Here is a 13521-nt window from a genome sequence, read left to right on the forward strand (position 1 = left end):
AAAGAAAGACGCTATAAACGCGGGCAGAAAAATAGTGATCGGCATGATGTTATTGGCCGATCGACATGATGTTATTAGCCAGTAACAAAGCGTGCGCTAGAGCTTAATGCGGCAGCAGTGATACTGGTTCATAACCATCCATCGGGTGATCCTGAACCCAGTGAAGCTGATAAACGCATCACTCATCGACTTCGTGACGCCTTGTCACTTGTTGATATTCGAACGCTTGACCATGTCGTGGTCGCATCCGAGGGCTGCGTTTCGCTTGCCGAACGCGGTTATCTTTAATGAATGGGCGCATTGCCCATTCTCCTTCATCACAAAAGCAGTCCTATCAACACACGTCATCACAGCTCGAATTTCTATTTGAGTTTGATGATGCCCCAGTCACTTGGTCTGACACGGAAATCTGGCAGTTACGCGAAGGCATTCTATTGGATGCGATCCGTGTATTGCTGGACGGTCGTGTCAGTACTCGATTGCGAAAGGATGTGTTGTCGTGGATTCAAAATGACGAAATAGCGCCATTTTGCTTTCGTGTTTGCGCGATGGCTGTGGTTGTCGATCCTGATGTGCTTCGTGATTCCATCATGTGGCTATTAAGACGACATGATATCCAGCTTGACTAACGTTCCTGCATTAACCAAACGGCTTAATGCAGGACCCAAGCTGACTTTTACCACCAGTGGTAGGAGTCGGCTTTTTACTTAATGGAGGTTATATGGCGTTACCTTTACAGATTGAAACAGTGAGGCCATATCTCAATGGCCAATGGCTTCAAATACTGGCGGCGTTGGTGCCAGAACTTGATGCCGCTATTGCTCGAAAAGGCCGTCATGTGGCTTGTCCTGTTCATGGCGGTCGTGATGGCTTTAGGCTGTTCAAAGATGCTGAATATACCGGTGGTGGCGTTTGTAATACCTGCGGTATCTTTCATGATGGTTTTGAACTGTTGTCTTGGATTAATGGATGGAACTTTGCTCAGTCTGTTGAAGCAATAGGTCAGGTTCTTGGTATTCAACCCGGACAAATACAAGCGCCTATTCGGGCAATACCGAGCAACGCTGTTGATTGGAAGGCTAGAAAACAGGATGAGGACAAAGCGGTTATCCATCGCTTGAATCAAACCTGGGGAGAAACGTTATCCCTTGCAGATACTCGTGCGCAACCTGTTTGGAACTACTTGCATCGTCGTGGCATTGTTACGCGGCTTCGTCCTGAATGGGATTCGGTGCTGAGGTTTCATCCAAACTTGCCTTACCATGATGAAGATGGTCTGTTTATCGATAGCTACCCAGCGCTGCTAGGGAAAATCGTTACGCAGCAAGGGCGTTCGGCCACGTTCCATCGGATCTACCTAAGTGAAGATGGATTCAAAGCGCCGGTTGAAAAGCCTAAAAAGATGATGCCAATACCCAGTGACAGAACAATCACAGGTGGTGCCATTCCGATAGGTGAGCCTGGTGAGGTATTAGGTGTTTCTGAAGGCATCGAAACTGCTTTAGCGGTTACCAGAGCAACGGGGCAAACATGTTGGTCGGTTGTGAATGCAACGCTACTGGCTAGGTTTGAACCACCAAGTAATGTGAAAATGCTGTACATCTGGGCAGACCACGATCTCTCTGATACCGGCCTGAATGCAGCGAATGAACTCAAGAAAAAAGCCTGGAAAAAAGGCATTCTGACACAAGTCCTGATCCCTCCGATACCAACGTCACTTGGCGTGAAAAGTTGGGATTGGAATGATGTGCTGAATGTTTACGGTGCCATGGGCTTTCCGAAAGTTCATATCTGATCCAAGGGGCTTCGGCCCCTTTTTTTGCGCCTTGCATAATTGAAAAAACATGGAGAATGAAAAATAGATAACCAATAGGAGAAACAAACATGATGGTATTAACCCTGTTAACAAAGCAGATTGATGGTGAGTTTACGGTTTACTGGAAGACCGGCCTTCGAAGAGGTGGTGAGCTAAAGGTCGATTTAGGTGAGCAATACGACAAGCTACCTGAGCAGCAAAAGCCAATTGCAGCTGAGCTCTATGCGATTCACCACCTATTGTCAGTGAAAGAGGTGATGGGCAGTAACCGAAGCGGCAATGGGCTTCAAATCCGGGTCAGTAAAGGAGCCATCAAAAAGTTACAGAAACAACGCTCAACTCAGCATTCACTTTATAGCCTGACCAGGTTCTTGCTCACCCGTTACCAAGAAGCACAGATATCGGTAGAGAAACGGGAAGATTGGCTCTCATATTCCTTCGAAGAATACAGCGTCGATAATGTTTCAGTGAGAGACATCGATGAAGTCATCAATGTGCCAAATATTGGACCTGTCGTGGTGACTCGTCACGCGCTTGAAAGATTCGTGGAACGGCTTTCAGACGGCGTACCTAAGCATCCTTGGAAGGCTTTGACTTCAAGGTTATTTAGCTCATCATTGACAAAAGCAATTTTTCCTGAAAAGGTAGCTCTTCATAAGAACCAAAAATATAGTAACAAAGCTGATATTTGGCGGCACAGTAACAGTGATTTGCATTATGTGGTCGTTCCGTCAGGAGCAATGAAGACTTTGGTTACTGTTTTCAGGCTAAATGAGTCTCTCACAAAAGCGCAAAATGAATTCAAGATGTGTGTCCGATAATCCAGCAACAAGGGAATAAATGAAAAGTAGACTGAAAAACCTATATAAATATCTTATTGAGAACAGGAAGCACGAAGTCAATGGATGGCACAAAGCCTATCGTGACTTTTACAGTCAGGTCGCTCAAATCCGTGAGCGAATCACATCTGGAGAAGGCTTGTCTCAAAATGATGAAGCCTTTCTGAAGCAATTAATCTATGAGAAGAGCAACGGTATCGCGTCTCGCGGACAGTCAGTGTTGAGCAATGACAATTTCCAGTCATTCATTAAAGACAAGAATTTCATATCCGCATTAGAAAGATTTATATTGATTCCAAACAGTGAAAACTTCACGATTTTTTCTGATTCGTGGTCTAACCAAGGTAAATCCAACAACCCTGTTCTCGTTAATCGAGTGGCAGCAGCTTGTACGCTCGAAGTCTCCACAACGGTTGATTCCGGTAAATTTAATCAGGTTTTTAGTTGGCTTATACGCGAAGGAATAATTCCAGCATACCCAGCAGAAGAAAATCAAAGTTGGTTTGCTAAAAACATTTTTCTATTAAAGAGCATCAAAAGCGAGTTTGATAATGAGCTTCGGGAAGGTAAAACTGATGAGTTTTATCTTAGTCAGTTTGTTTGGGTGCTTTACGAGAATTTGTCAAACCCATTCAGTTTAAAGAAGCAGATTGTTAAATACGGTGCGCCGGGGACAGGGAAAACTTATCAAGCACGCCTGCAAACTTCGCTCTTGTTTGACATCTGGAAAGAGGAATTTGCTCCCTACAGCCGTCTCACACATGCAAGTCAGATTGAGTTGGTTCAATTTCATCCTTCTTTCAGTTATGAAGACTTTATGGAAGGGCTACGTCCGGTTTTGGACAGTGATGGGAACTCTCAATTAACGTTGCAAAATGGTGTTTTTAAAGAGTTTTGCCGAAGCGCTGGTAAGTGGGAAATCGATGTATATGGGCTTGGACTTACTCAGAAGTGGGAGTATCTTACTATCAAGGAACTTCTCCCGTTTAGAGAAAAGTTATCAGGCGAGCATTGGCAGGATATTTTCGAAATATCAAATATATCCAAGCTTGTATCGGAAGCAGTACCACCATTTTTCTTTATAATTGATGAGGTAAACCGGGCTGAGTTGTCTCGCGTTTTTGGTGAGTTAATGTACTGTCTGGAATACCGAGGCACTAGAGGTTGCGTTAAAACCCAATATTCCAATCTGAACAATGAACATACTGGTATGCTTAAGGACGCACAAGGGTATTTGTTCTTCATTCCAACAAACATCTATCTTATTGGAACGATGAACACGATAGACAGAAGTGTCGAAAGTTTTGACTTCGCTTTGCGTCGAAGATTCCGTTGGGAAGAAGTGGTGCCTGATATGGCGCTATTGAAGTACCATTTGAACCAATTTTGCAAAGCTTGGCTGCCCTTGGTGGATAACCTTGAACGCTTGAATGAATTGATAGCTAAAGAACCTTTGCTTGGTAATGATTACCAAATTGGTCATGCCTATTTGATGGACTTGAAGTATGCAACCAGCCTTACAGTTTCGGAGGTACGAGAGCGTGTATGGGATGATTGTATTCGTCCGTTATTACAGGAGTATCTTCGTGGAACAGGTAAGGAGACTGAACTGATTAGCTCCTTCGGGAAGGCATTTGGGGTTTAAACTGTGTGGCTTTTCGATATCATTAATAACGGTACACTGGTCGATAACCAGTCCTATTTTGTCAGCGAAGGCATTTTGACAAATAGACGTTTGGGAAAGTCGATAACCCTTAGTGCCAAATCAAAAGGACAATGGACCTATCCTCATAACGACGAGTCTGCAATTTGGCACTTTTTGAATTCGGTATCTCGTGATGTCGAAAAAAAGCTGAATGATAATATTTCCGATGCTTTAATACTCTTCAATGATGAAGATTACGAACACAATACAGATGGCGGTTTCATCGGTGTCTCTGGTACGGATGCCAGAAATTTTAATCTCGACACGGGCAATCTAATCGGATTTGTTAAGCGAGGAGATTACTCTCTGAAGATCAGCTCACGTTTTGGTGATGCTTTCCTTCAATACATCATTGCAGATGCCGATGGATTTCTCGAATTAGAAAACATTGGAGGAGAAAGTCACGCAGACGGTTACGAGTGGCTTTTAGCATATCTATGGAATATTAAGTTTAAGAGAGCATACCGCCTGGGCTTGCCAAAGACTTATATTACAAGAAATGATCGTATTTCCCGCGTAAGAGGAACTATAAATGCTACAGATTATTTCCAGAATAAATCATCTGGGAAATATTTATGCTCGTACCGAGAGCACAGCTACGACAGCCCTGCAACTTCACTTTTTATAAAAGCTTATGAAGCAGTTGCACATTACTCATTTTGTCACCAAACACGAAATATCTATAGTGCATTTCTGACTGCCAATCAGGGGATTAAAAGGTCACAGCAAGAAATTTTGAGGACTTCTCATTTCACCAACCCTTTCTACAATGATTATAACGTGCTCATTGACTTATCTAAGCAAGTCATTGACCGGAAGGGCTCTGATTTTGATTCGCAGCAGGATTCGAGTGCTTTCTTTTTCGATATTTCGATGTTGTTTGAATATTTCATTCGTAAGCTCATCAAGCGAGATGGGCTACGTCTGCTAGGTAAGTTCGAGCAACGTCAGCAAATAGCATCTGGTGCTCTCAGTGGTTATATGAGAAAACTTGAACCTGATCTTGTTATAGAAATCGATGAGAGTTTATTCGTATTTGATGTGAAGTATAAAGCATTTGATTCACAATTTGGGGTGAAGCGTGAAGATCTTTTTCAGCTACATACTTACATAGGGCAGTATGGAAATGTTGTCGCAATCAAGGGATGTGGATTTATTTACCCTATATCAGAAGAACGATGGGCTTCACTTAACCTTGAAAAAACACAGGGTGTGATTTCAGATATTATTCACCAGCAAGGACAAGAGATACCGTTCCATGTGCTTTTTCTAAAAATCCCTGAAGATACGTATATTGATTTTAATAGGAAAATGAAAGAGCAGTGCAGCATTTTTATTAATGCCCTTTATTCTAAGGTTTTTAATCGGTGACGTTTTTGTGGAGAAAGGCCATTGTTCAACGAAATGTCATTTTTTTGAAGTCGAGATTGTTTATTGAGTTGGGTATCAGTTTTATATCATAGGCATTATCGAGATAGTGACAAGTCAGCTGAGTTGGGTTGACAGTTCCCTATAGTCAGAAACACACACAATTCCTTCATCTATCTGGCCAATGGCACTGACGGGGATCTTTAGCATGTTAGCTCTGTGAAATTTTCTGGAGCTGACAATGAGAACCCCTTTGTTACCTTGGTTCATCCTCAGGGCGGGATCACACTTTGATTTTGGATGTTTTTCGCTCAAAAATAACGTTCTACATTTCATAACTCACCAGAAAAATTCATTTTCCGGCAGGATTTTTAACGTCATATGCCTGATGAACAAAAAACAAACGAAGTATGCTCCCGCCCTAGGTTCATCCTATGGGTGACCATCCCAATCATTATTTTCTTTCTATTCATCTTGCCCGCCCATGCTAGTGATGGGCAATTCTATCAGCGTGGTCAGGAAGGCTGGTTTTGGTATCAGGTCATTCCTGAACCTAAACAGCCTGATGAGCTTACGAAGCCGGAATTTGGTGCGGAAGAGTCGAGTCAGAGCGAGCTAAAGCCTTTTAGTGCTGCCTGGTTTCGTGAGCACATGCAGTCTTTCATGGACAAGGCAATTGATGAGCCGACGAATGAGAACGTCAGAGCCTATCTGTATCTCCAGCGCGTCATGATGGATAAGGGCTCACAGTTTGCTGATGTTAGTCAGCAGGTGGTCATGGGCGATCCAGTTTTGGATGAAATCAGTCGCAGACCCTTGGCGACCTATGCTGCCAATCGGATGGATCGAGAAGCTGGCGCTCAACGTGATGTAGCTTTAGGTGAAGTAGCAAAACGGGCTGGCTTGTTCTTCTTCTATCGTTCGGATTGCCCTTACTGCCACGCTCAAGCGCCTATCATCGAATCCATGGCTTTGAACTACGGTTTCGAGGTGTTTGCTATTGCTGTCGATGGCTTGCCTTTACCAAGTGGAGAATTTCCAAATTACAAAGTCGATTCAGGACAAGCACAATCGTTGTCAGTTACGACTGTCCCTGCCGTGTTCTTAGTTGACCCGCCTAATGTCATCACTCCGATTGGCCAGGGCGCAATGAGCCTTGATGAGCTCAATAATCGAATCATTCTCGCAGCCCATCAAGCCGGTTGGATTGACGATCAAACTTACTATGCCACCAGACCTGTTCAGCCCGGCGTGTCACTCGCGATGTCAGCCCAAGAGCTTAACGAAAAAATATTACAGGACCCTGAGTTCCTTGTTCGCTATCTGCGTGCACAAGGAGGGTTATAACGATGAAAAAAGTATTCCAAGTATCGCTAATCGCCTGTGCGATTGGTTTTTCATCTATGAGCCAAGCAAGCTTGCAACAGGAGATGAATCAGTTGTTTGGTTCAATGACCAACACCACTGCGCCTGGTGTATTCGAGAGTCAGCGGCGTGGCGTTATATCTGGTGGAAGTGTTGTTGTTCGTAACAGGATCATGAACGAAAACCTCGTCTCTATGGTGCCTCCGTCATTCCAAGCCGGTTGTGGCGGCATTGATATGTTCGCTGGAAGTTTGTCATTTGTTAACGCGGATCAGTTTGTTCAATTACTTCGCTCTGTTGCTGCAAACGCCAAGGGGTACGCATTTCAATTGGCGCTCAGTGCTATGTGTGAGAAATGCTCCCAGCACATGGAGACACTGCAAAAGAAAATCCAGCAGTTGAACGAATATTTTGGCAATTCCTGTCAAATGGCTCAGGGAGTCGTGAACGATACTCTGGCTGCTTTTGGTAAGAAGGGGCAAACAGAAGCCAGCATGTTGAGCTCACTTAAAGGGGCTGGAGACGTTTTTACCAGTTGGAGTGAGTCCAATGGTAAGAACCCTTATGAGAACGCTTCAAGTGTCGCGGCATCTGATGTGAACAAAACGATTAAAGGCAACTTGGTTTGGCGAGCACTGAAACGTCACTCGGCATCAAGCTGGTTTGCATCGGGGGAGGATCGTTTTCTTGAAGCGGTTATGTCGGTGACGGGTTCGATCATCGTTGGTGATTTGGCTAATGCGGCTGATGGTCAAGGTAAAGCCCCAAAACTGACCAGACTGAATGGCAATAAAGTGACTATTGAGCATCTAATTCATGGCGGTAACGTCGCTATGTACCGATGTGACACAGTGACACAAGACGGCTGTCTGAATCCAACAATCACTAACGTGACCCTAACCGGGTTATCAACTCAGGTCGAAAATTTACTTCTTGGTACAGTTTCTAGTAACGGCATTATTTTTAAGTTTGCTCGAAATACTGGGGCAGCTAGCACCACCGAGAAGGCTTTTATGACCTCGGCTCCTGCAAGCATTGGCGGCATGATTCGAACACTTTCTGCATTAAATGAAGGGGCTGCTAGGTCGTTTGCTTCTAGAGCTGCACCATTTATTGCTGTTGAGATGGCCCGAGCATTGGTTGAAGACATGCTCAACGCAGCTAGAAGCACATCGGGTGTGGAAGATCATGCCTATGCGAAGTTGTTAACGGAAGATCTTGAACGTGCACGTCGCCAAATCAATGAGGAGTACGCCGCGTTGCAGCGAAGATACGGCTCAGAGCAAGAATTGCTGGCGCACTTTAATCAGGTGATTCAGACCATTCGCAAGCAGCGTTATTACACCGTTAAATCTACGGCACTGGGGGAATAGGTCATGTGGGAGATCTATTCCATCGGGGATTCGGCATTTTTAGAGCAGGTCTTGAACGCTGTCGCGATGATCACTGGTACAGGCGATTTTACTTCAATGGTTCGCATTGGCTTGCTCATTGGGGTATTGATGGTCTCTGTTCAGGCCTTAATGCAAGGTGGTCGTGGGATTAACTTTCAACATGTTTTAGTCTCATGGCTAGTCTTTGCAACCATGTTTGGGCCCAGTACCCGAGTGAGCATTGAGGATGCGTACACGGGACAAGTTCGAGTGGTTGATAATGTGCCCATCGGTGTTGCTGCCGCAGGCAGTACGATTTCGACTGTTGGCTTTCAAATCACGCGATTGTTTGAAACCGCCTTCTCAACTCCCGCCATGACGGAATACGGCTTTGCATCCAGTTTACAGTCACTGATTAAAGTGAGAAAACAGGTGATGGATCGCTCTGGGTTGGGTGATGCAAATCGTGTCGGCGGCTCGGACATCGAGCAATCGTGGTTTAACTACATCAAAGAGTGCACCTTGATTGGTATCGACATTGGCCAAAAGAACCTCGATCAGGTGCTGAGTGATCCTAATCCGATGACTGCGATTAGGTTTGATTCGCGTATTTATGGCACACGCATCATGCTTAGTGGTAGCAGTAGCGATCTGGACTGCACCGATGCCTACAGCCAACTGAAACTCATGACAGAATCAACCTTCATACCAAGGCTTAAACAGGTTCTGTCGGCCTCATTGGGGACTTCGTCAGCAACGGACACTGATGACGTGATCCGAAATGCACTGAATAACCTTGGTTTGGCTTCGGTTAACACCCAAGAGTACATGACCGCGTCGGTGCTTTTGCCTATTTATGAGCAAAGCGTGACGGGCAAATATATGGATGATCAAGCTTTCACCGCAGCCGTGATGGTTAACCAAGCGATTGAGCAGCGCAATACGCAATGGGCTGCGGAGCAGACCCTGTTCCAAAGTATCGTTCGTCCGATGATGACGTTTTTTGAGGGTTTCATTTACGCCATCACCCCATTGATGGCCTTTGTGATTGCCCTTGGCCAAATCGGGATGCGAATGGCCGGGAAGTACTTGTTAATCCTGCTTTGGATTCAACTTTGGATGCCTGTCATGGCCATCATTAACCTGTATATTCATTTAACCGTTGCAGGGAAAATGTCGTCGCTTGATGCCTTTGCAGGTACAGAAGTGCCATCTTTTGCTGGGATGATGCAGATGGATTCAGTGCTGCAAACCTGGATAGCTACTGGCGGCATGTTGGCGTCGAGTGTTCCGGCAATTTCGCTCATGCTCGTGTATGGCTCAGCAATAACCGCTACCCACTTGGCTGGACGTCTTCAAAACGGTGATGCCATTGATGAAAAGATGGCAAGTCCAGATGTCGCGAAAAATGCCCCGGTAATGCAATCACAGTCAATGTTCCAAAATTCAGCCCTCACAGGTTCTGCAATGACCGGTGCGTCAAACTTACTAAGCAGTTTCTCTGTCGGAAATGCGGTGGGTTCAATGGTCGGTTCTGCAAAAGAATCCATGACTCAGGCAACTCAAGCCTTTAGCCGTCAAGTTGGCAATACCATGAGTCGAACTTTTGGTGAAAAGCTAAGTTACGACAACCTTTCTTCGGTTGGACGTCAGATCGGTTCTTCTAATTCCGCATCTAGCGCCGTTGTTAATCAGGTTACTGATGACCTGCAAACACGGTATGGTTTCGGAGACGATAAAAAAGACGCTGTACGTGGCTTGGTATCGGGCGTGTTATCGGGAGGCCTTAGGGTCGGTGGAGATGGAACCATTACAAATACCGGTGATAAAGAAGTAGCAGATAAAGGGTTCTTGGGAAGATTACTTGGTACAGGAGGGAATGACTCCCCACAAGGCAACCTACCAGGAGTGGATAAGCCTGAATCATCAAGAGTGCCAAAAATATCACGGTTACGAGCAGGCTTGGATTTAGGTGGTAACTTTAGTGGCCAAGTTGAGTCATCAGAGGGCAGTTCTCGGTCAACGACCGCAAATACGCTCACTGGGGAGATGCAAAGCTTGGCATCAAGTGATTCACGACGTGCTGAGTATCGCGATGCAATGGTTAAGGACCTTTCAGATTCAAGACGCTCTGGCGTTGAGATGTCGTTGTCTAATCAAGACTATCAGTCACTTCAGAGTTCAGCACAAGACGTTATCACGGCATCAAACCGCTTTAGTGAGCTTGATCAGGCCAGCTACAGTCTATCAGGACAAAGGAACACGGATGGTGCGACGTTAACTCGATTAGCAGCGGATAATCCTGAAGTCATGGATTATTTAGGTCGCTATATGAACCAGCATGTTGAAGCAGGTAACCGATTACGTGAAAACCTTCCAATGTATCAGCGCTTGCTACCTGATGATAATCAGGCGTATGTGGCCGCAGCTATGGAGTCTTTAACCTATAGCAACTCCTCGACGCCCGCTGAACGAGACAATGACTATCAAGCAGCAATGACTGTTATGGCCATGGCTACCGGAGCCGATTTACGATCTATTCAGCCACGCTCTAATGAAGGCTTGTCATCAACTGCACCTACTTTTGGTGGCACTCAAAGCCAAGTGGAATCGGGTGTATTGGGCGGCTACGAGGATGCTGCAACTGTTCAAACTCAGTTCAACGCAGCTCAATCAGCTTACCAAACTAATTTGTCTGGTGTTGATGGACAACTAAATGCGCATCAACAACAAGCCCAACAGGCCGTAGCTTCTGACACAAGTACCTATCAATCTGGACTAAACCGTGAAGCTGGCTCTCAGTGGCGATCTCGCATTATGGCTGATGATAGCGGAGTTTCTGGTGCTGAAATGTTCTTCAACAGCGCCAGTGCTATTGGTGACTTCAGTGGCAAGCATACTGATGCAGCACTGCATACCTTGAATCACTTTGGCGAAGACTATGAGAGTTACAAGGAGCAAGCACTTGACGACCCTAGCTCACGAGGTTTCTTGCACAATGCAACGGTGGCCAGCAAATCAACCTGGGATGGCTTAAAAGCAGCTGTTGACGCCGGAACCTCTTTGGAAAACCCATTGACGGCGTTTAATGATGCATACAGTGGATCGAGTTCGCAGTATGCCTCCGAAGTAAACTGGGGTACTAAGTCTGAAGCCATGTTGGCTGGGGCATTCGGTGCGGCAGTTAACAATCGATATGGTGAGTTCTTAGAACAGTATGCCGATGATTTTAAACAGGAAGCATACAGCGAAGGGCAGAGAATGGGATTGACCCCGATTCAAAGTCAAGTGTTCGCTCAAGCTTTCAATGAAGGTTTGGCGGGGCGCGTTTTCAACTCTGAAGACTCATCGAGTTGGTCGCCTGAAATGCTTGGTCTAAGGGAGCAAATGCTAAATGAGTATCGTCAAAAAGATGAGAGCGGTGCTTACATCCCCGACAGTGTGTCCGAAGAAGATAAAGCATTTGTGGATAAGCAGATTGCAGTGATCTCAAATGCATCCCTTGCTGGAGATTATGCTCAGAACAACTTGATCGATATTAGGGCCTATAACCAGGCTTCAGGAAGGAACTAAAAACAGAAGGTAGCCAGCTTGTGATGGGCTGGCTATTTTTTTGGCCTTTTGGGGAGGATAGATGAGCGACCGTCTGCAAATTCGTTTACCCAGTACCAATATTTTTTTTCGCTCAGGCTTAGTTCTCGACCGGTATCTTTCAGTTGTCTTTGAAATAAATGGATTAGTCCGCTTAAGCCTAAGAAAGCTAAACCGACACATAAAATTGCCCAACTCGCTTGCCAATATGCGATTGCTAAACACATAGTGGTGATGGTTATAAGGCCGATAGGACTAGCAGTTGCTTTGAATCCCAAGTAGCTGAAAAAAACGATGGTGCAAATCAGAAATGGCAAAGCCGCTAACTTGGCAGATGCCGTAAATATTTCTGATGGAAAAAAATGAGCCGCTGCCAAAGTCGCCAGAAAAAGCCCCAGTGATATAAACCAGCAGCGTGCTGGTAAAGATTTAAGTAAGTTTGTCATCTTCTTAGTACTCTCAAAGTGCACAGACGGTGCACAATCAAATCATGCATCAGCATGTTAGTTCTCAAAAAGTGCTCTAGTGGTTTGCTCGGCCATAATCTCACACACAGGGCATTTAAGCTGAATGCGCTGTTGTGATACCGTCAAATACAGACTGCCGCATCGACACCGGTGTAAGGATGCAAGCTGTGATCTTAAATCACGAGCTAGAACCCAACCTTCATTGATGGTCAGTTTTTTCCAGGGGATCTCAGCTGGAAGATCTGCTTCTTCTCTTGCAACCAAATACGCATCGTAAGCCTTCATCAAAGCATCGATATTTAATTGCTTGTAGACATTATCACCACCAATATTGACATAAAGCGCCATAAGCAGGGAGCCTTCAACTAATGCTCTTCTGCTTTTGACGATGGCATCAGATTCTGGCAATTGACCAGGACAAGGTGACTTGCCAGTCACTTCTTTGTGGAGCCTTCTGATAATGTGGATTGGCAAACCTGTATCGAGCGCGATAATGGTTGTTCGAAATCCGTATTTAATAAGCAGCGAGGCTCGGGTAAATAGCTCACTTTTGGACAGGTTATCAATCATGCATCCCCCTTGTTGTTTAGGGTTGATAATAAATAAGCGATTCTTGGGATACCTGTGCCTTTGCTCTTCACCATCTCAATCAGTTGGCTTTGGTTACCCCTTGGTTGAAACAGCATGAATGATGAGGTCGCCACTCGTTGCAGGTCATCAACACCAGCATTAATCAGAGCATCAACCACGTCGCGTGTAAGTCCAAAGCGCAATACGGCCTCTTGCGGATCAATTCGCGCTAATTCTCGTGCTGCGTGTAGGTACGCCAAATTTAATTGATAGAAGTCTTGTTGATTGGTTGTCATTGACGGACCTCCAGTTCATGTAAAATATTGCGATAAATAGAAAGCACTCTTTGCGGCGCTGTTCCCTTTACGTGTTGGGGCAATCTATACTTGCAGTAAGTTCGCTGGACTGAGGTGCCCGCTATGGATAC

Annotated in this window: 11 protein-coding genes and 1 pseudogene; 9 read left to right on the forward strand and 3 right to left on the reverse strand. The window is 45.2% G+C overall.

The annotated features are described in order from the left end of the window. Nucleotides 1-81: 81 nt before the first annotated feature. From ACYVG7_RS12440 to ACYVG7_RS12480, 9 genes and pseudogenes are all read left to right on the forward strand, one after another. Nucleotides 82-288: pseudogene (locus ACYVG7_RS12440) on the forward strand (JAB domain-containing protein); the annotation flags it as partial. Next, nucleotides 288-629: a hypothetical protein gene (locus ACYVG7_RS12445; RefSeq protein WP_460883417.1), complete on the forward strand. Its 342-nt coding sequence runs from the start codon at nucleotides 288-290 to the stop codon at nucleotides 627-629. The pseudogene ACYVG7_RS12440 and the gene ACYVG7_RS12445, both read left to right, overlap by 1 nt. 92 nt (nucleotides 630-721) lie before the next feature. After that, nucleotides 722-1795 (forward strand): DUF7146 domain-containing protein, encoded by a 1074-nt coding sequence (locus ACYVG7_RS12450; RefSeq protein ID WP_460883418.1) that lies wholly within the window; start codon nucleotides 722-724, stop codon nucleotides 1793-1795. Nucleotides 1796-1884: 89 nt separating this feature from the next. Further along, a complete protein-coding gene (locus ACYVG7_RS12455; RefSeq protein WP_460883419.1) occupies nucleotides 1885-2637 on the forward strand; it encodes a hypothetical protein in 753 nt (250 codons plus the stop codon). A gap of 19 nt (nucleotides 2638-2656) precedes the next feature. Continuing rightward, complete coding sequence (locus tag ACYVG7_RS12460; RefSeq protein ID WP_460883420.1) at nucleotides 2657-4300, forward strand: McrB family protein; 1644 nt, start codon at nucleotides 2657-2659, stop codon at nucleotides 4298-4300. Between the two features lie 3 nt (nucleotides 4301-4303). Then, nucleotides 4304-5731, forward strand: a complete 1428-nt coding sequence (locus ACYVG7_RS12465; protein ID WP_460883421.1) for a 5-methylcytosine restriction system specificity protein McrC — start codon at nucleotides 4304-4306, stop codon at nucleotides 5729-5731. Nucleotides 5732-6109: 378 nt separating this feature from the next. Next, complete coding sequence (locus ACYVG7_RS12470; RefSeq protein ID WP_460883422.1) at nucleotides 6110-7075, forward strand: thioredoxin family protein; 966 nt, start codon at nucleotides 6110-6112, stop codon at nucleotides 7073-7075. A gap of 2 nt (nucleotides 7076-7077) precedes the next feature. After that, nucleotides 7078-8466, forward strand: a complete 1389-nt coding sequence (locus ACYVG7_RS12475; protein ID WP_460883423.1) for a conjugal transfer protein TraH — start codon at nucleotides 7078-7080, stop codon at nucleotides 8464-8466. Nucleotides 8467-8469: 3 nt separating this feature from the next. Beyond that, nucleotides 8470-12039 carry a conjugal transfer protein TraG N-terminal domain-containing protein gene (locus tag ACYVG7_RS12480; RefSeq protein WP_460883424.1) on the forward strand — a complete coding sequence of 1190 codons (3570 nt, stop codon included), beginning with the start codon at nucleotides 8470-8472 and terminating at the stop codon, nucleotides 12037-12039. 32 nt (nucleotides 12040-12071) lie between these two features. On the opposite strand, the gene eexR is transcribed toward ACYVG7_RS12480, so the two are convergent. The 3 genes from eexR to ACYVG7_RS12495 are packed head-to-tail and all read right to left on the reverse strand — an operon-like array spanning nucleotide 12072 to nucleotide 13390. Next, entirely contained in the window at nucleotides 12072-12503 is a 432-nt protein-coding gene (gene eexR / locus ACYVG7_RS12485) for an entry exclusion protein EexR (protein ID WP_000183214.1), read from the reverse strand. Between the two features lie 57 nt (nucleotides 12504-12560). Next, nucleotides 12561-13094, reverse strand: coding sequence for a FlhC family transcriptional regulator (locus ACYVG7_RS12490; protein WP_000566753.1), 534 nt, complete (start codon nucleotides 13092-13094; stop codon nucleotides 12561-12563). Then, nucleotides 13091-13390 (reverse strand): flagellar transcriptional regulator FlhD, encoded by a 300-nt coding sequence (locus tag ACYVG7_RS12495; protein ID WP_000210563.1) that lies wholly within the window; start codon nucleotides 13388-13390, stop codon nucleotides 13091-13093. Before ACYVG7_RS12495 ends, ACYVG7_RS12490 begins: the two co-directional genes overlap by 4 nt. Nucleotides 13391-13521 lie beyond the last annotated feature (131 nt).

It is taken from the genome of Pseudaeromonas pectinilytica (assembly GCF_054780855.1).